The sequence below is a fragment of the Acinetobacter sp. YH12112 genome, assembly GCF_013418945.1.
Classification (GTDB): Bacteria; Pseudomonadota; Gammaproteobacteria; order Pseudomonadales; family Moraxellaceae; genus Acinetobacter; species Acinetobacter indicus.
On sequence record NZ_VPBA01000005.1, the window covers coordinates 18713 to 36525 of the forward strand.

The following is a 17813-nucleotide window of genomic DNA, read 5'->3' on the forward strand; positions in this document are numbered from 1 at the left end:
TTTTGCTGTATTTTTGGTTAAGCTGGCACAGGAAAACACAGAAAGATCACTAAAAAATCGAGACTTTAGCCGCATGATTGTTGAGTATTTAAAAAAGCTGCCCTTTTATGACCACCAGTGGTTTCAATTCGTGCTGTTTGTATTACGCCGTTTTGAAGCAGACCGCTGTCGTGAACAGGCCGGCTCGCTCACCTATACCACACTGTTTGCGGTGGTGCCAATGCTGACGGTTTTTCTGGTCATCATCTCCTCGATTAAAGCTTTAGAACCGGCGCGTCAGCAGTTACAGCAGCTGATTTACAGCAACTTTCTGCCCAAAACCACCATCGCCTTTGATAAGGCCCTGAATGCCTTTACCGATAAATCCAGCAATCTCACCATTATCGGGATTCTGTTCCTGTTCATTACCACTGTACTGATGCTGACCAGTATCGAAACTGCCTTTAACCGGATTTGGCGAGTGAAAGAAACCCGCGGCGGGATTATGGGTTTTATGCGCTACTGGACCATTATTTCGCTGGGGCCGATTTTACTTGGCAGCGCCTTTGTGCTGTCATCTACCGTTGCCTCGATGAATGTGCTGAGCAATAACTTTGCCGGTTATGAGGTCAACGGCGCTTTTATTCTGTGGATTATTTCCTTCTCCCTGACCATTGTCGGCTTTTTTATTCTGTACTGGACCATTCCCAACCGCAATGTACCAATTAAAGCCGCGCTGATTGCCGGCGTCTTTAGTGCGGTGGTATTTGAGGCATTAAAAAACCTGTTCGGCTTTATCATGTCGAATTTCACCAGTTATGAAATTGTCTATGGCGCCTTTGCTGCCGTGCCAATTTTCCTGCTGTGGATTTTTCTGTCGTGGAATATTATTTTGCTGGGCGTAGAAATTAGCTTTGCCCTCACCGCTTTTAATTCCGGCAAAGACCAGAAACGCCATCCGATGATTATGCTGCTGGACCTGCTGGAGCTGTTTTATCAAAAGCAGAAAAAAGGCGAAAGCGTGACCGAGCAGGAAGCACTGGAAGTATTGGGCCGCGATGAAATTGGCCGCTTACCAAATTATATCTGGATGCTGGAGCAGCAAAACCTGATTAAACGCACCGATAACGATGAACTGGTGCTGGTACGGAATTTATCGCAGGTCAATTTCTGGAGTTTTTATACCCAGCTGCCTTATCCGCTGCCGCAGCGCAAAGATGTCGGCAATATTCATCCGGATGATGAATGGATGCAGAAACTCGGACCGGCACTGATTGAAGCTGATGACTATTTGGCAGCCAAGCTGTCGATTCCATTGTCGAAAATTTTTGAAGAAAAATAGAGGTAGCACCTGCTGATCTTTAAGGCCGGGAAATAAGCGCCAGCTAAGCGGAAATTTCGCTGGTGCTTTTCCAGCAGATCAGCGCACCCAGACTGACCAGACTACAGCCGAGCCAGAACACCCAGCCAGGCTGTAGCTGCAACAGCCACATCGAGATCAATGAAGACAGCACCGGAATAAAATAGGTGGCCAGAATTAGCAGCTGAATACGGCCAAACTGAATACTCTGGTTCCAGTTATGATAGGCCATCCCAATCAGGGCACCGGCCAGCACAATCCATCCCCATAGCGAAAGGCTTGGCCATTGCCATGGCTCATCCAGTCCTACATGCAGCGCCCACAGCAAACCCGCAGTCACCACAAAAAACAGTGACACTGCATTGCTGCCTTGGGCATAGGCTCGGGTCAGCGCCCCGTAGCAGGGCCATAACAAGGCCGCTAAAAATGCCAGACTATAAGCCAACGGATTTTCCGTCAGTACGCTCCAGAGCTGGGCCAAGTTCCAGATCTCCGGATTGACCACCAGCATCAAGCCCAGTACGGCCAGCACAAAGCCTGGAATTACCGCCCAGTGATAACGTAGCTGTTTGGCTAGAATCGCCAGCACAATACTCAGCGGCGGCCATAGATAATTGATCATGGCAATCATCAGCACCTGTTCGCGCTGTGTCGATAAGGCAATCGACAGCAGGAACAGAATTTCATAGCTAACAAATAGCGCCCCACCACCCCAGAGATAGATTTTCGGCATCTGGCTAAGTTTAGGCCAGCCTTGATGTAACAGAATCACCAGCGCACTGACACTATAAATCAGTGCAAGTGCCAGCACCGGACTGAGCTGTTCACTGATCAGCTTGACCACACCCACCAGACTGGCCCAGATCAGCAGCGAGCTCAAGCCCAGCGCAGTAAAACGTTGTGATTGGCCCAGCATCAGGCCACGCGCCGCTTGAACCAGCCCTGTGCGCTGACCATGACCACGCCCAGCATCACCAGGATAGCCCCCATAATAAAGCTGTGTTCCAGTTGCTCACCCAGCAGCCACACGCCGAACAGCACCCCAAATAATGGGGTTAAAAAAGAAAATACCCCCAAGCGTGAGGCCAGATAGTTTTTCAGTAACCAGAACCAGATTAAATAACTGGCAAAAGAAATCAGAATGGCGTGAAACAACAGACTGCCAATCGCGACCGGACTCCAGTGCACCACCGCCTGTCCGGACCAGTAGGCCAAAGGGAATAGCACGATAAAACCGCCCAGCAGCTGATAGAACAAGGTTTGGGTGGCTGGTGCTTCGGCCAGCGGGGTTAAGCGCACCGCTATGGTAGTGGCCGCCCATAAAATACCGGCACATAAAGCCAGAAAGTCGCCATAGAGCATGGAACTGGTTGCGGCACTGAGCTGACTGTCACGCCCCAAAAAAGTCACTACAATGCCCAGAAAAGCCAGCAGAATACCGCTCCATTGCAGCAGGGAAAGCCGTTCACTGGGCAGCTTCCAGTGCAGGCCTAAAGCTACAAAAATTGGCGCGGTATACAGCAGCACCACGGTATGGGAGGCCGAGGTAAAGCGGATGGCTTCAGCCAGCATAAAAAATTCGGCGGCAAATAGCAGCCCGACCAGCAAGCCCGGATACAAATACGTCGGTGTCCATAAATGCACACCTTGAGCCAGCCGAATTAACGGCCAGACCAGCAGCGCAGAAATCCCGGAACGCAGCGCCATTTGCATTAGCGGTGAAATATCAGGCGCGGCAATTTTCAGCACCACCTGCTGCAGTCCCCAGAAAATACACAGCACAAACATTATGCTGGCTGCTCTGGCATCCAGTGCCTGTCGTTGTTTCACCAAAATTCCTTGAAAATTCTCGTTTTTCCCTAGCCTACCTTAATTGAATTGGCAGGCATTTAAAATATGTGCTGCACGCTTTTCCTGCAATTTGCACATAAACAGCTGCCATAAAAAAACGACCCGTGATGGGTCGTCCTGAGTCTGGCCTGTCACGTTTAGTTATCGCTGACAAAGGCAATATCACTGAGTCCGGCTTCACTCGCACGTGACATTACCTGGGCAACGGTATCATAACGGGCATCTTTGTCGGCACGTAATTGTACCGTTGGCTTACGTTCCTGCTCGCCTGCCGCATTTAAACGGTTTTCCAGCTCATCCAGACTGATGATCTGATCATCCCAGGCCACTTCACCCGAAGCATTAATGCTAACGGTAATCGCCTGTGGTGGTGGATCAATAATTTCTGCCGTGGTTTCTGGCAAGGTTAATGGTATTGATGGGTTGGCAACGGTCGCTGTCACCAGGAAGATGATCATCAAGACCAGCATAATGTCGATGAGCGGAATGAGGTTCATCTCATTCATGCCGCTATCGTTGTCTTCACCCAATTGAAATGCCATTAAGCCTGACCTCCCACTAAACCTTGCTGTGCAGTTTTCACTTCAGCCTGAGCGGTCGCAGAATCCTGCTGTAGCATGGTGTCAATTAACAGGTTGTGTGCATGATCTTGCAGCTCATGTGACAAGGTCCGGTTAAAACGGCTACAGATGTTATAGGCAATAACTGCTGGAATTGCGACAGCCAGACCAAAACCGGTCATGATCAGTGCTTCACCGACAGGCGTCGCCACTTGAGCAAGGCCAGCCTGACCGCTTTTACCCACCGCTACCAGCGCGTGGAAAATCCCCCATACGGTACCAAACAGACCGACAAACGGTGCCAGCGATGCAATAGTTCCGAGTACCGATACGCCTTTTTCTGCAGAGGCTTTTTCTGCCGAAATCTGGCGTAACAGCGCCTGCTCTGCCACGGCCTTGCGCTGTTCAAAACTTAAAGGCGCAAATTTGGCTTTCAGGCTGTTCAGCGCTTGAGCGAGTTGAGCATAGGCTTGCTGTTTAAGTTGGCGGGTGCCCATCAGACGCAGCACAAAAATTGTCCAGGTCGCAATCGACATTGCCAGTAACACGAAATACAGTGTTTTGCTGACTGCATCTGCATGTTGCCAATAAACTGAAAAGTTCATACTCGAACTCCTGATTAAAGTTAGCCGTTAGGATTCAATGTCAATTCAAAGGGTTGCTCGGCACGAATTGGATAAGCAACGCCATTTTCCTTGTACGGTTTGAATTTTGCACTACGCACAGCGCGTAAAATCTTTTCATCTAAAGCAGCAATGCCGCTTGAACGGGTAATCCGCGCACTGGTGATTGAGCCTTTTTCATTGGCTTCAATTAAGACCACCACGCTACGGGTTTCACCCTGTAAATCTCGGTTGGTATACGATGGTTTTGGTGAGCGGCTCCACTGCACGCCCGAACCCCCAATGGATACCGATTTGGTTGCTGGCACAGCCGGTGCAGGCGGCGCTACTGGCGCAGGCTGTACCACCGGTTGCGGTGCCGGTTTCACCACTTTGGTTTCAGAAACCGTGGTGGTAACCGTTGGGGTTGGCTGCGGCGTTGGCTCAACCGGTTTGACCACAGGTTTTGGCGCTTCGGCCTTTTTCACCTGCTGGACTTTTTCCACTTTTTTCGGTGGTGGTGGCAATGCTTTTTCAACCACTTTCACTTCTTTGACTTCTGGTGGCTTAGGCTGTGCCGGTTTTGGTTCTGCTTTTGGTTGTGGCGGTAAAGGTTTTGGTGGTTCCTGAATTTTGACAAAGCGGACTTTTAGCGGCTCCTTGTCAATCGGTTTCAGTTCCGGTGATTCCATCTGGCTAACCGCCCACAACACCCCGATATGGCCAATAACTACGGCCACCAGTGCAGACAGCACTTTCTTTTTCATGGGATGAGGAGATTGCATCATGGGAGTAGAAGATGGACTCATTAAACTCAGTTACCTTAAAGAGGTGATAGCCAGTTTCAGATTTGACCTATCAAGCTCATCGGTTAGCACAATTAAAGTACCGCAATGATAAATGAGAAGTGTTTTCATTTGCAACAATTAATTTGGCTATTTTAATGGCTTTTTCAAATAATCAATAAAAAAGGCATACTAAAAGTATGCCTTTAAATCTGGTGATTCACAACAACTTATTGGAATACCACTGTTTTATTGCCATCAACAATAATCCGGTCTTCCAGATGCCATTTCACTGCACGCGCCAGCACGTTACGCTCCACATCCTGACCCAGTTCACGCAGCTGCTCGACCGTAAAATCGTGGCTAACACGCTCCACATCCTGCTCGATAATCGGGCCCTGGTCTAAATCCGCGGTCACATAGTGCGCAGTTGCCCCAATCAGTTTCACGCCTTTGTCATAGGCTTGCTGATACGGGTTGGCGCCAACGAAAGCTGGCAGGAAGGAATGGTGAATATTGATCACTTTCATTTCCCATTTGCTGACAAATTCTTCATCCAGAATCTGCATATAACGTGCCAGCACCAGTACATCATTGCCCTGCATCAATTCATCAATTTTGGCATAGGCTTCGCGTTTATTTTCCTTGTTAACCGGCACCACTTCAAATGGAATACCAAAGTTCTCAACCGCTTCACGTAAAGTTTCGTGATTCGACACCACTTTGGTGATTTCACACGGCAGACCACCACGCGCATGACGCCATAACAGTTCCAGCAAGGCATGATCGACTTTAGACACTAAAATACCGACCTTTTTCACATCGGCCACCAAGGCCAGACGCCATTGCATTTCATAACGCTCGGCCACATTGCTGGCAAAGGTCTGGATCAGGCTTTCACGACGGCTTTGCAGATGATCCAGCTCGAATTCAACGCGCATGAAATAACGCCCGCCCTGAGCTTCAGTCGCGTATTGATCAAGTGCGGTAATATTTGCTCCCTGATGATACAAAAAGCTCGATACAGCCTGCACGATACCTGGCTTATCCTCACAAGTAATCAGTAAACGTGCAGTATTCGCAGTCGTCATATTCATGTTGGTTTATATCACTAATCAGTTAAATTGAAAAAATAAGCCGGCTATTCTAGCGCGTTTCCTTAACAGACTAAATAGGGGAATCAGTTTCTGTATTCTTGCTTGAAGATAAGCTGGCAAACAGTTCCGATGAACCCAGGGTCTGTAACAGGCCTTCATAGGTTTGACGGCTTTCACCACGCAAATACGCCCCTTCCAGGAATACCATCTGACGCAGCGCCTGCCAGACCCACTTCTCTTCCAGCGTATTCGAGTCGGTAATATGCCCCGACATATACAGGAAGTTGGTCCAGTTGGTCAGCACAATCCACAGGTTAATAATTAAGGCTTCAATTTCCGAGTCGGTCATTTCCATTAAACCGGCTTCTACGAAAGCTTTATAAATTTTTTGTCCCTGCTGCATCACCTGTCCGGCAAAACGCGGATACATTTTGCGGAAATCTTCGTTATTTTCCACCAGATGATAGACATCCCGATGCAAAAAGCGGTAGTTCCATAACTGGCTGCTAAGGACCTGAAAGTAATGAATCTTATCGTTGGCATCCAGCGGACGGTCATCTGGCAAGGCCAGCATGCTCAGGGTTTCGGCCTGATACTGCTCCATCAGCTCTTTAATAATTTCGTTTTTATTGCGGAAATGATAGTACAAATTACCCGGACTCATGCCCAATTCAGCTGCAATATGATTGGTCGTCACGACACGTTCGCCACGTTCATTAAAAAGTTGCAGGCTTAACTGCAAAATACGTTCTTTGGTTTTCACCGTTTTCGAGTGTGACATCCTAAAGTAACCATTCTTTCAAACTGTTAAGAAACTAACAGATAAAGTAACTTGACTATTTAGAGTAAATACTCTAAAAACTAAATTAATTGATTCAATCGAATGGTAACACGCCATGAACAGTCAAACAAAAACAACTTCGATGACCACTCCCGACAGCACGCCCCATAACCTTGATGCACAACGTTTACATGATGTTCTGGCCTTGCAGAAATACGCCTATCAGCGCTATCCGCTGCCAACTGCCAAAGAACGGATTGACCGCCTGGCACGGTTAAAACGGGTGCTGGTGAAATATCAGGATCAGTTTGCCGAAGCAATTAATGAAGACTATGGTAACCGTTCGATGGACGAGACCAAAATTGGCGAATTACTCACCTGCCTTGAACATATCAAATACTACAGCAAAAACCTTAGCGGCTGGATGAAACCGTCCAAGCGACACGTCGGAATTATTCATCAGCCGGCCAAAGCCTGGGTGCAATATCAGCCTTTGGGTGTGGTCGGCATTATTGCACCGTGGAATTATCCGCTGTTACTGTCGGTCGGTCCGTTAATCTGCGCTTTAGCAGCCGGCAACCATGCCATGATTAAAATTTCCAGTGCCTCGATGCATTTTGGCCGCGTGCTGGAAAATGCCATTGCCGAAGCCTTCCCGCAGGAACTGGTGGCGGTCATTACCGGTGGTGGTGCAATTTCCGATACCTTTAGTCATCTGGCCTTCGATAAAATGATTTTTACCGGTTCGACCAATGTCGGTAAAACCGTGATGGCGGCGGCAGCCGAAAATCTGGTGCCGGTGATTTTAGAGCTGGGCGGTAAATCGCCCGTGCTGGTGCATCCATCAAGTGATATGGCTGATGTTGCCGAGCGGATTGCGGTTGGTAAACTCTGGAATGCCGGACAGACCTGCGTGGCACCGGACTATATGTTCCTGCCTAAAGGCAAAACCGCCGAATTCCTGAATCATTATGAACAATATATTAAGCAGATGTATCCAAGTCTGCGCGACAATCAGGATTACACCTCCATTATTAATGACAAGCAGTACAACCGGCTGCAGGGCTATTTAGACAATGCCCGTGAACAGGGCGCCCAACTGATTGAAATCAATCCGCAAAATGAACTGCTGGACGATGTACGCAAAGTCGCTCCGACCGTACTGACCGGGGTCACCACCGAAATGCGCATCATGAAAGAGGAAATTTTCGGACCACTGCTGCCCATCATGGAATATGAACAAATTGATGATGTAATCGAGTTTATTAATAGCCGTCCGCGTCCACTTGCATTATACTACTTCGACTTTGATCAGGCGCGTGCCGACTATGTCGCACAGCGTACCCATTCAGGGCATTTCGGACAAAACATGGTACTGACCCATGTCGCACAGGATGACTTACCATTTGGTGGTGTCGGTGCGTCAGGGATGGGCAAATATCATGGTCCCGAAGGATTCTTCAGTTTGTCGCATGAACGCTCGGTGATGTCTAATCCGAAGCTGTATAGCTTGAAATACATCCTGCCGCCGTTCAATAAGCCGATTCACAGACTAATTTCAAAGATGCTTCTTCGCTAAATGATCAAGGCATGAGCTATTAGCATGGCTCATGCTGCGTTTTCCTGAAAATCGCTTGTCTTTTAAGCGCATTTTTGGTATAAAACGCCCCTTGAATGAATTCATCCGTTTATTTTTGACTGGCCATACAGATTTGCTGTTGGCTAAATCAATGGAGTTACACCATGTCTAAGGTTTGCCAAGTTACCGGCAAGCGTCCAGTCGTTGGTAACAACGTCTCACACGCCAACAACAAAACTAAGCGCCGGTTCGAGCCGAACCTGCACCACCACCGTTTCTGGTTAGAAAGCGAAAAACGTTTTGTACGTCTTCGTTTAACCACTAAAGGTATGCGTATTATCGACAAATTGGGCATTGAAAAGGTTGTTGCTGACCTACGTGCTCAAGGTCAAAAGATCTAAGTAAGGAGTCAGGACAATGCGTGATAAGATTCGCTTAGTTTCTACAGCTGGTACAGGTTATTTCTATACCACGACTAAAAACAAACGTACTATGCCGGAAAAAATGGAAATCAAAAAATTTGATCCAAAAATCCGTCAACACGTAATCTTCAAAGAAGCTAAAATCAAATAATTTTGGCTTTTTGAAAAAAACGACCTCTCTGCAGGTCGTTTTTTTTGCACTTTTTTTCTTCCAGTTGTTAAAATTTCCTGATCTTTTCAATCTGGCACTCTCTGTGCTTGTCTTTTTTACCCTTAACCTTGGCTTAAGGAGTTGTTAGTGCCGCATGATGTAGAACTTATTATCTTATTGGCTGTCGGCTTTGGACTGGCCTTACTGTTCGGCTATATTGCCGCCCGTTTACGTTTACCGCCCCTGATCGGTTATCTGGTGGCCGGTATCCTGATTAGTCCAAATACGCCCGGCGTGGTCGGTGATATTCACCTGGCCAACCAGCTGGCTGAACTGGGTGTGATGTTCCTGATGTTTGGCGTCGGGATGCATTTCTCGCTCAATGACCTGATGCAAGTCAAACGGATTGCCCTGCCCGGTGCCATCCTGCAGATTACTGTCGCCACTTTACTGGGGATTGGAGTCTCGATGATGTGGGGCTGGAGTTTCGGCTCTGCACTGGTGTTCGGTCTTAGCCTGTCCTGTGCCAGTACGGTAGTTCTACTCAAAGCACTGGGGGATCGCGGCCTGCTAGACTCGGTCAACGGCAAGATTGCCGTGGGCTGGCTGCTGGTCGAAGATCTGGTGATGGTACTGGTGCTGGTACTGTTACCGGCTACTGCGGTCCTGTTGGGTGGACAGGCACTTGCCGGTAGTGCAGCTGATGAAAACATCTGGCTGACACTGGGCATTACCCTGTTAAAAGTCACCGGCTTTATTGCCTTTATGCTGATTGTCGGAAAACGATTGGTACCCTGGATTATGCAGGTGGTGGCGCGTCTAGGTTCCCGTGAACTGTTTACCCTGACTGTGGTCGCGGCGGCCGTGTCAATTGCCTTTGGTGCCTATAAAGTCTTTGGTGTGTCGATGGCACTGGGCGCCTTCTTTGCCGGTATGGTGGTGAAAGAGTCTGACTTTAGCCATCGTGCTGAAGAAGAAACCCTGCCGCTACGGGAGATTTTCTCGATCCTGTTCTTCGTGTCGGTGGGGATGCTGTTTGACCCGCGGATTCTGCTGGAAGAACCGCTGCATGTGCTGGCAGTGGTCGGCATTATCATGATTGGTAAAACCATTGCCGCCATGGCCCTGGTCCTGTTCTTCCGCTACCCGATTAACACTGCATTAACGGTGGGTGCTTCACTGGCGCAGATTGGTGAATTCTCCTTTATTCTGGCCACGCTCGGCGTATCGTTACAGCTGCTGTCTCTAGAAGGTCAAAACCTGATTCTGGCCGGTGCCCTGATTTCCATTACCTTAAACACCTTCCTGTTTTCGGCGATTGAACCGGTACAGCGCTGGATTCGCGAGCGTTCACATCTGGCCCGTTTGCTGGAACGCAGTGGCGACCCGCTGGCGATGTTACCCGATGAAGTTTCACAAGATTATCTGCGGGATCAGGTGGTGATTATTGGCCATGGTGAAGTCGGCCGCCGTATTACCAAAAACCTGATGGCGGAAAATATCAAGGTGGTGATTGCCGAAGAAAACCGTGAGATTGTCGAAAACCTGCGGGAAAAAGGCATTGCTGCGGTATCCGGTGTGGCCACTGAGCCTGGAGTACTGATTCAGGCACATATTCAGCATGCCCGTTTACTGGTGATTTCACCGATGGACATTATTGATATTCATAAAATTGTTGATATTGCGACTACTTTGAATCCGCAAATTCAGGTGCTGATCTGCGCGGAAAGCAAAGAAGAAGCCGAAGTCATTCGCCGTGACAATATCGGTGAGGTGTACTTTGCCAAAGAAGAAATGGCCAAGAACATGAGCAATCATATTTTAAACCAGATTGAAATTGCCCATCATCAACCACCCTCACATTAAGCCTCAGGCACAAAAAAGCGCACCTTCAGGTGCGCTTTTGCATTCCAGAGCATGAGCCGACTAGCTCAGATACTTCGGCTGCTCATCAACCACTTCGGCCTGCCATTCATTGACCTGCTTTTCCAGCAGCCCGAATAATGCGGCCTGAATCATGTGCTGGGCGACAATTGGCGTCTGATCTCCCAGCAGGGCTTTGACTTCATCATTAAACTGGATTTTGACCAGAGGTTCCTGTTCTGAACCAGCATTACGCAATGCCAACTCACCACCTTCAAGCTGAACCAATTCCAAAATCGCGTCCTGATTTCCAAATAAGGCTTTTAACTGTTCTATAGACATAATTCCTCCATGTTCAACATGGTGGCAAAGATGGACTCTTTGCATCGCTTAGATAGTTAATATGATGTCAGGTTTTCAGAATTCAAGGGACACTGGTCGGGTTTAGAATTCCACCATTTCATTTCTGAAACCATCAATTAACTGCATCAGCTCACGATGCCATTCACGCAGGATTTTGGTATCTGGCAGCCATGCTTGCGGGGTTTGAGTGACTTTAATAATCAGGTTCGATGAAGTCTCATCTTCCGGTTCCGGTGCGCTTGGCTCCGGCGTATACTGACAAAGACGATAAGCGCGTTTTAATTCAGCAATAAAGCCTTCTTTGGCCAGTTTTTGCAGAATCACCACTTCAGGCGATACCTGACCTTTGGCCGCCATCGCTTCTTCAATTGATTTTAAAGTCGGCTGCAGCTCATTCAGGCGGTAGTAACGCATCAGTTCCTGCAAAAAGGCCAGTACAGCACCATGCAGATGAAACACCGCTGCTTCGCGATGTGCCTGCGCCTGCTGGATATGTTCGGTTTGTTCAGCTTGCTGACATGAAAGACGGGCAAAATACAGTTTTTGATTGGTACGGTCGGCATGAAAGCGAGCAACACGGGACATGAATAGCGTTCCTAAATTTTGGCTTTTATTTCAACATTAAGCTTAAACGCTCTGCGTCCAAATGCCCAATAAAAAATACATATGAGCGCTATCATCAGCACCGATATTTTCTACGATGGGTTTAAATAAAGAAAAATGCAGCGCTAAAAAAGGAGCCACTAAGGACTCCTGTTGATGTTCAAGCTTTCGGCTTGTCTTCCGCAGCTTTAACGCGAATGCCAGCACCTTTGACTTTCAGGGTATTCAGGCCCTTAATCGCTTTGACGGCTTCACGACCATGCGGCATTTCCACAAAGCCAAACCCTTTGGACTTGCCACTGTCAGCCTCTTTAACAATCACCGCAGATTCGACTGTGCCAAACGGCTGAAACAGCGCCAGCAGTTCAGCATCGGTGATAGAACGCTCTAAATTACGTACAAGAATTTTCATTTACTTTTTCCAAATAGGCCAAATCATCCAAAAGCATGCGCCTACTCTACTCTGGAGATTGTGCATCAAGCTGCACAACACATGGCTCTAGTTTAATCGAGATCAATCCCAAAATCTAAACGAATCTTCTGGCGTTCGATCAGTGCACTTTTAACAGTTTGTTCACGGGTTTTATAATGGGTTTCACTTTGACACAGGTTACGGGTCAAATCGTTCAGAAAATAGCTTTCTACAGTACGTCCCTGTTCATCGACCGTATCTCTGGCCCACCAGCTGATGTTCTGCTTGGTCAGAATCAGCTCGTTTTGCGCCCGGGTTAAAGCCACATACAGCACCCGGCGTTCTTCTTCAACTTCGTCAAAATTCCCTTGCGCCCGTGCATGTGGATACTGCCCGGCAGTGACATTGGCCACATAGCAGACCTTCTGCTCGGTGCCTTTGGCCGAGTGGATGGTAATGAGCGTGACCACATCATCATCTGACTGGCGCTCAATTTCACTAATCGAAATCGGATCGAGTACATATTCTTCCAGAAACTCGCTGAGCTGACCGTGTTTGCTGGCCAGCTGCTTGACCAGATCAAAATCTTTAAGCCGTTTTGACCAGTCTTTTTTGGCGTAATTCTGTTCCAGCTGCTCCACCAGTGCCTCAATCGCCAGACTGACACAGACGTCGACTTCCTGTTTCAGTACGGCCATTTGCTTCATAATCAAAATGGTTTTATCCGGAATCCGGCCAAATTTCTCCAGCTTTTCCGCAATCTGCTCCATTTCCGGATTCAACAATAACTGCTGTGCCAATTTACTGGCACCGACATCTCCAACGCCATTCCACAGGGTCAGAAAACGCATCCAGGCAATATCATCGGCCGGATTGGCAATGACCCGCAGCAGACTGAGCAAATCCTTAACGTGTGCCGATTCCAGTAATTTCATGCCGCCAATAAAACGATACGGAACATTGGCCGCAATAAAGGCCGCTTCAATATGCCGCGCGGCAAAGCTGGAACGCACCAGCACCATATGCTCCTGCCATGCTGCCCCCTGGATAAAGTGACGCTCTTTGATATCAATCGCAATCCATTTGGCTTCATCAAACTCATTCGGGAAAATATGCATGCGCGGTTTTAAGCCACTGCCACGATACGCCTCCAGCCGTTTGTCATAGCCGATCGGACTTTGCTCCAGCAACCAGTTCGACAGATCCAAAATTTCCTGGGTTGAACGATAATTACGCTCCAGCTTATAAATCTGGGCACCCGGAACACGTTCTTTAAAGTGATGAATGTTTTCAAAGTCTGCACCACGGAAACCGTAAATCGACTGCGCATCATCACCAACACAGAACAGCTGCACCCGCTCTTTTAACGGCTCTAGTAAGGCCCATTGCAAAGGATTGGTGTCCTGCATTTCATCGACCAGCATGTGCTGGCACAACGACGCGACATAATCGACCAGCCCCTCTGATTGGGCCAGCGCCGAAGCGACAATTGCCAGAATATCATCATAATCCAGAAAATGACGCGCCTGCTTGCGCGCTTCATATTCTTTCATGATCTCGGCAATCTGATCTTTATAATCCAGACATTCCGGCAGCTGCTTTTCCAGGGCAATACTCAGTTTTTGCCGGGTATTGCGGGCAAATGAATACAGGTCACATAGCTGCTGCGGCTTGGGCAAGGCATTTGGATTTTTCTTGTCATCTTTACCACGCAGTAAACGAAACATCATGATCTGGTCATCACGATCAATAATCGAGAACTGTTCCAGCCCAAAGGCTTTTGGAATCCGGCGCAGCAGATACATACAGAAGGTATGGAAGGTCGAAGCACGCAAGCCCTTGGCCTGCTCGCCCAGCGCCAGTTCGACCCGCGCTACAATTTCGGCAGCGGCACGGCGGGTAAAAGTCAGAATCTGAATCTGGTTGGCCGGAACGCCCTGATCAATCAGATACGCCGCACGCGCCACAATGGTTTTGGTTTTGCCACAGCCTGCCCCAGCCAAGACCAAACTGTGCTTTGCTTCAGTGGTGGCTGCATTTTTCTGTTGGGGATTTAACTCGTCGATGAGCTGTGCAAGTGACATACCAAATCATTTCTCGAAAATTCAAAGCGAGATCTTATCATAAGCATCCCATCAACATAAAAACTAGCCTATTTGTAAACCCGGATCGTTTTCGAATTGAGTACTTCGTATTGCAGCCCCAGCTGTCGGGTCGTTACGTCCAAAAATTCAAAAAAGTTCGAATTGCGTAAATGAAGGGGAAATTGATGATTCATGTCGACATCTGAATCCACAATCAGCGTGACCTTCTTTTCAATTGCCAGCAGATTTTAAAACACTCAGATGCACCTCATCAAAATGAAAAGACAGCACTCTCGGCTGTGAGTGCTGCTGCACAGGGTTTTTCTTGAGATAATTTTGCATATTTTCGCGGTAGGCCGGTTTTGCAAAACTGTGTACAGTGATGCAGCTTAATATCAAAACCAAGATGATCTTTTTCATCATTTCCCCATTTAGCATTTTATTTTTAAACCCTATTGGCATCTGGGTTTGTCACGCTTTCTTTAGTGATTGCATGACATTTTCGACGCTGTCGGTTAAATTGTTTTCTGCATTTCGAATCGCATCTTCCACTGAAATATCAGGTGGATTAATACCAATAATCTGTGTAAATCCCGCCTCCAGCAGTGGCTCAATATCTTCACCAATCATTCCTGCAAACGCATAGACCGGTTTATTCAAGCTTTTCGCAACCTGTGCCACGCCAAATGGGGTTTTGCCCATGAAGGTCTGCCGATCAATTTTCCCTTCGCCGGTCAGGACCACATCGGCCTGTGTAATTTTTTCAGTCAACCCGGTTTGCTGAATCAGCAGTTCAACACCTGACTGAATTTTTGCGCGTGCAAAAGCAAGCAAGCCAAAGCCCAGTCCACCCGCTGCACCGGCCCCGGCCTGATGTTGCACATTAACCCCGAGCGTTGTTTCAACCAGATTGGCAAAATAACCCAAGTTCTGATCGAGAATTTTGACCAGCTCCGGTGTGGCACCTTTTTGCGGTCCAAAAATGGCCGAGGCACCATATTCCCCACAGAGCGGATTATTGACATCGCTGGCAATCAGCATCTCGGTGGTTGCCAAACGGGCATCCAAAGCACTAAGGTCAATCTCGCAGATCTGCTTTAAATTGCCGCCACAAGGTTGCACCTCCAGGCCAGCCTGATCTAAAAATTTCACCCCCAACGCTTGCGCCATTCCACTGCCGGCATCATTGGTGACACTGCCGCCCAGTCCAATCACGATTTTAGACACGCCCAGATCCAGCGCCTGGCGGATCATCTCGCCAGTGCCATAAGTAGAAGTAAGCGCCGGATTGCGCTGCGCCAACGGAATAAGATGAATACCATTGGCCTTGGCCATTTCAATGACTGCAGTTTTGCCGTCGTCAATCAGGGCAAAGTAGCTTTCAACCTGTTGCTGCGGCAAAGGGCCGCGTACCCGACACGAAACTTTCTGCCCGGCACATGCATTTAACAGGGCATCGACGGTGCCTTCACCGCCATCGGCCAGCGGTACTAAGCGACAGATTGCATCCGGAAACTGCCGCAAGATTCCGCGCTGCATGGCCTGGGCGGCCTGTACTGCGCTCAGGCTTTCTTTAAAGGAATCTGGTGCAATCACAAAACGAAGTGGCATGTGGTTTATCCCCAGCGTGGGTGTCCATTGTGGATAAGTGTTGACTTATCCGCATATTAGCGTAGCCAGCCAATTTCCGCAGCGGTCAGGTCATTAATGACGGTGTATTGCAGGCTGTCCGGCATTTTGCTGGTGCTGCTACTTAGCGGAATATGCCCGCCCATTAACTCAGCTTTCTGCTGTGGATAGCGTGGCTGTTGCTGCGGGTTGGCATAACCCAGCGGATAAATCGGCAGTCCGGTGGCCAGATCATATTTATCACGGGCGCCAAAAGCATGCAGTAATTCATGTGCCAGTACCACATGATTCTGCTGGTTCTGACGCTCGGCGGCAAACAGGTTAACCGAACCAATCCGGCCTTTTTCCAGCGCGGTAGAATGTTTTAAAGCTTTTTGATGAGCTGGATCATAATAGTTTAAATACAGGGTCACATGCGGTGCGCCATCAACTGACTGATGCTGACGCCAGGCATAAAACCGGAACTTGAGACTCCAGATGATGCTATCGAGTAAAGAAGCCTGTTCCGGTACCTGTGGCGGCAACTGTTTCAGTTCCCGGCCAAGCTGCAGATAAAAATATACCGGTTGCTGGCGATACTGTGCTGCGGCCTGCTGCAAATACTGCTGCACCGTTTGAAAACTGCTGTTAGACAGCTGCTGGATATAAAGCTGCGTGCTGTCATGTCCATCAGCATTCACCGGATGCAAGAGCACCCGCACTGGTTTATTCCAGTCCTGATTCTGGTCACGATAGGCATTTACCGCCACAATGAAAAGAATCAGCAACAGGATCAGGATACGAATCTTTTTCCACATCGGCTTAAGCGCTCTGTTTTTTGAGTTTTCTCAGATACATCTGACTCATTTCAATTTTGGTTTCAAACAGATTCAGAGTTTTAATGAGTCCGGAAAGCTTGGCCCGGCCATAGTTTCTGGAATCAAAATCCGGTTTTACCGCGCTGATATATTGCCCGACCATGCCCAGATTGGCCCAGCCATTTTCATCGGCATTGTCTTTGACTGCTTTATAAATCAGATTCAGTGTGGCGCGATCCATCATCTCCGCAGCCGGGTTTTCTTTCGGCGCAGTGCTGGATTTTAGCTCGGAATTTTTTGCACTTTCTATGTTCTTTTTGTCCTGAACCGGGCTGATTTCATCTTCTTCGGCATTTTTCAGTTCATTTTCAGAGATCAGGTTTTCAATATAAATAAATTTATCACAGGCTTTTTTAAATGCTTCCGGGGTCGATTTTTTGCCAAAACCATAAACACTCAGGCCATTTTCACGAATCCGCGAGGCCAGCGGAGTAAAGTCACTGTCACTGGACACAATACAGAAACCATCCAGCGCTCCGGCATAGAGCAAATCCATGGCATCAATAATCAGGATCATGTCGGTGGCATCTTTGCCTTTGGTATAGGCAAACTGCTGTACCGGGGTAATGGCATGCGGCAACAGCACATCACGCCACTTTTTCAGGGTTTCACTGCTCCAGTCCCCATAGACCCGTTTCACGCTGGCAATGCCATATTTGGCGACTTCTTCAAGCACCGAAGCAATAGCGTGAATCGAAGAGTTATCGGCATCAATTAACACCGCAAATTTTTTTGTTTGGATATCCACCGGTTCCCCAAGCGCTTATTATTCAAATTTATTGTGGAGTTGATTTTGACATAAAAAATGCCGACTGATGTCGGCATTTTTTATTTT

20 protein-coding genes are annotated in these 17813 nt (G+C 48.1%); 5 read left to right on the top strand and 15 right to left on the bottom strand.

The genetic code is table 11. From position 1 onward, the window contains the following. Positions 1-73: 73 nt before the first annotated feature. Complete coding sequence (locus FTU50_RS02875; protein WP_005182132.1) at positions 74-1321, top strand: YihY family inner membrane protein; 1248 nt, start codon at positions 74-76, stop codon at positions 1319-1321. 43 nt (positions 1322-1364) lie between these two features. Here the strand turns inward: FTU50_RS02875 and yddG are convergent, their stop codons facing one another. From yddG to FTU50_RS02910, 7 genes are all read right to left on the bottom strand, one after another. Next, positions 1365-2255 (bottom strand): aromatic amino acid DMT transporter YddG, encoded by an 891-nt coding sequence (gene yddG, locus FTU50_RS02880; protein WP_180046306.1) that lies wholly within the window; start codon positions 2253-2255, stop codon positions 1365-1367. After that, positions 2255-3169 carry a DMT family transporter gene (locus tag FTU50_RS02885; protein WP_127799009.1) on the bottom strand — a complete coding sequence of 305 codons (915 nt, stop codon included), beginning with the start codon at positions 3167-3169 and terminating at the stop codon, positions 2255-2257. Before FTU50_RS02885 ends, yddG begins: the two co-directional genes overlap by 1 nt. 158 nt (positions 3170-3327) lie before the next feature. Continuing rightward, positions 3328-3732, bottom strand: a complete 405-nt coding sequence (locus tag FTU50_RS02890) for a biopolymer transporter ExbD (RefSeq protein ID WP_005182129.1) — start codon at positions 3730-3732, stop codon at positions 3328-3330. Then, complete coding sequence (locus tag FTU50_RS02895; RefSeq protein ID WP_005182127.1) at positions 3732-4355, bottom strand: MotA/TolQ/ExbB proton channel family protein; 624 nt, start codon at positions 4353-4355, stop codon at positions 3732-3734. The genes FTU50_RS02890 and FTU50_RS02895 overlap by 1 nt, the downstream gene beginning before the upstream one ends. A 20-nt stretch (positions 4356-4375) precedes the next feature. Then, positions 4376-5161, bottom strand: a complete 786-nt coding sequence (locus FTU50_RS02900; RefSeq protein ID WP_180046310.1) for an energy transducer TonB — start codon at positions 5159-5161, stop codon at positions 4376-4378. A gap of 206 nt (positions 5162-5367) precedes the next feature. Continuing rightward, a complete protein-coding gene (gene purU, locus FTU50_RS02905) occupies positions 5368-6234 on the bottom strand; it encodes a formyltetrahydrofolate deformylase (RefSeq protein WP_005182122.1) in 867 nt (288 codons plus the stop codon). A 70-nt stretch (positions 6235-6304) separates the two neighbouring features. Continuing rightward, positions 6305-7015 (bottom strand): TetR/AcrR family transcriptional regulator, encoded by a 711-nt coding sequence (locus FTU50_RS02910; protein WP_005182118.1) that lies wholly within the window; start codon positions 7013-7015, stop codon positions 6305-6307. 115 nt (positions 7016-7130) lie between these two features. Between FTU50_RS02910 and FTU50_RS02915 the strand changes: the two genes are divergently transcribed. From FTU50_RS02915 to FTU50_RS02930, 4 genes are all read left to right on the top strand, one after another. Beyond that, positions 7131-8594 (top strand): coniferyl aldehyde dehydrogenase, encoded by a 1464-nt coding sequence (locus FTU50_RS02915; protein WP_163169942.1) that lies wholly within the window; start codon positions 7131-7133, stop codon positions 8592-8594. Between the two features lie 164 nt (positions 8595-8758). Then, entirely contained in the window at positions 8759-8995 is a 237-nt protein-coding gene (rpmB, locus tag FTU50_RS02920) for a 50S ribosomal protein L28 (protein WP_000048256.1), read from the top strand. 16 nt (positions 8996-9011) lie between these two features. Then, positions 9012-9167 carry a 50S ribosomal protein L33 gene (gene rpmG / locus FTU50_RS02925; RefSeq protein WP_003654787.1) on the top strand — a complete coding sequence of 52 codons (156 nt, stop codon included), beginning with the start codon at positions 9012-9014 and terminating at the stop codon, positions 9165-9167. A gap of 147 nt (positions 9168-9314) precedes the next feature. Beyond that, a complete protein-coding gene (locus FTU50_RS02930; RefSeq protein ID WP_075167257.1) occupies positions 9315-11033 on the top strand; it encodes a cation:proton antiporter in 1719 nt (572 codons plus the stop codon). A 60-nt stretch (positions 11034-11093) separates the two neighbouring features. Here FTU50_RS02930 and FTU50_RS02935 read toward each other — a convergent pair whose 3' ends face one another. The 8 genes from FTU50_RS02935 to FTU50_RS02970 form a co-directional block, all read right to left on the bottom strand. Continuing rightward, the gene (locus FTU50_RS02935; RefSeq protein ID WP_005182110.1) at positions 11094-11372 is read right to left on the bottom strand and encodes a hypothetical protein; all 279 of its coding nucleotides are present in this window, start codon (positions 11370-11372) and stop codon (positions 11094-11096) included. A gap of 102 nt (positions 11373-11474) precedes the next feature. Then, positions 11475-11978 (bottom strand): DUF6586 family protein, encoded by a 504-nt coding sequence (locus FTU50_RS02940; protein WP_180006785.1) that lies wholly within the window; start codon positions 11976-11978, stop codon positions 11475-11477. 178 nt (positions 11979-12156) lie between these two features. Then, positions 12157-12408, bottom strand: a complete 252-nt coding sequence (locus FTU50_RS02945) for an RNA-binding protein (RefSeq protein WP_005182105.1) — start codon at positions 12406-12408, stop codon at positions 12157-12159. 92 nt (positions 12409-12500) lie between these two features. Further along, positions 12501-14492, bottom strand: a complete 1992-nt coding sequence (locus FTU50_RS02950; protein ID WP_163169941.1) for an ATP-dependent helicase — start codon at positions 14490-14492, stop codon at positions 12501-12503. Between the two features lie 231 nt (positions 14493-14723). Then, positions 14724-14912, bottom strand: coding sequence for a hypothetical protein (locus FTU50_RS15495; protein ID WP_228289027.1), 189 nt, complete (start codon positions 14910-14912; stop codon positions 14724-14726). 51 nt (positions 14913-14963) lie between these two features. Continuing rightward, on the bottom strand, positions 14964-16103 hold the full coding sequence (locus tag FTU50_RS02960; RefSeq protein WP_168396959.1) for a glycerate kinase: 1140 nt from the start codon (positions 16101-16103) through the stop codon (positions 14964-14966). A 56-nt stretch (positions 16104-16159) separates the two neighbouring features. After that, the gene (locus FTU50_RS02965; protein WP_180046314.1) at positions 16160-16918 is read right to left on the bottom strand and encodes a hypothetical protein; all 759 of its coding nucleotides are present in this window, start codon (positions 16916-16918) and stop codon (positions 16160-16162) included. 4 nt (positions 16919-16922) lie between these two features. Then, positions 16923-17726: an NYN domain-containing protein gene (locus tag FTU50_RS02970; RefSeq protein ID WP_163142891.1), complete on the bottom strand. Its 804-nt coding sequence runs from the start codon at positions 17724-17726 to the stop codon at positions 16923-16925. Between the last annotated feature and the right edge of the window lie 87 nt (positions 17727-17813).

Coding starts and splice junctions, on each gene's coding strand:
- FTU50_RS02940 (WP_180006785.1), bottom strand. CDS start 11,978: ATGTCCCGTGTTGCTCGCTTTCATGCCGACCGTACCAATCAAAAACTG.
- FTU50_RS02875 (WP_005182132.1), top strand. CDS start 74: ATGATTGTTGAGTATTTAAAAAAGCTGCCCTTTTATGACCACCAGTGG.
- FTU50_RS15495 (WP_228289027.1), bottom strand. CDS start 14,912: ATGAAAAAGATCATCTTGGTTTTGATATTAAGCTGCATCACTGTACAC.
- yddG (WP_180046306.1), bottom strand. CDS start 2,255: ATGCTGGGCCAATCACAACGTTTTACTGCGCTGGGCTTGAGCTCGCTG.
- FTU50_RS02910 (WP_005182118.1), bottom strand. CDS start 7,015: ATGTCACACTCGAAAACGGTGAAAACCAAAGAACGTATTTTGCAGTTA.
- FTU50_RS02890 (WP_005182129.1), bottom strand. CDS start 3,732: ATGGCATTTCAATTGGGTGAAGACAACGATAGCGGCATGAATGAGATG.
- FTU50_RS02895 (WP_005182127.1), bottom strand. CDS start 4,355: ATGAACTTTTCAGTTTATTGGCAACATGCAGATGCAGTCAGCAAAACA.
- FTU50_RS02950 (WP_163169941.1), bottom strand. CDS start 14,492: ATGTCACTTGCACAGCTCATCGACGAGTTAAATCCCCAACAGAAAAAT.
- FTU50_RS02960 (WP_168396959.1), bottom strand. CDS start 16,103: ATGCCACTTCGTTTTGTGATTGCACCAGATTCCTTTAAAGAAAGCCTG.
- purU (WP_005182122.1), bottom strand. CDS start 6,234: ATGAATATGACGACTGCGAATACTGCACGTTTACTGATTACTTGTGAG.
- FTU50_RS02900 (WP_180046310.1), bottom strand. CDS start 5,161: ATGAGTCCATCTTCTACTCCCATGATGCAATCTCCTCATCCCATGAAA.
- FTU50_RS02935 (WP_005182110.1), bottom strand. CDS start 11,372: ATGTCTATAGAACAGTTAAAAGCCTTATTTGGAAATCAGGACGCGATT.
- FTU50_RS02945 (WP_005182105.1), bottom strand. CDS start 12,408: ATGAAAATTCTTGTACGTAATTTAGAGCGTTCTATCACCGATGCTGAA.
- rpmG (WP_003654787.1), top strand. CDS start 9,012: ATGCGTGATAAGATTCGCTTAGTTTCTACAGCTGGTACAGGTTATTTC.
- FTU50_RS02915 (WP_163169942.1), top strand. CDS start 7,131: ATGAACAGTCAAACAAAAACAACTTCGATGACCACTCCCGACAGCACG.
- rpmB (WP_000048256.1), top strand. CDS start 8,759: ATGTCTAAGGTTTGCCAAGTTACCGGCAAGCGTCCAGTCGTTGGTAAC.
- FTU50_RS02965 (WP_180046314.1), bottom strand. CDS start 16,918: ATGTGGAAAAAGATTCGTATCCTGATCCTGTTGCTGATTCTTTTCATT.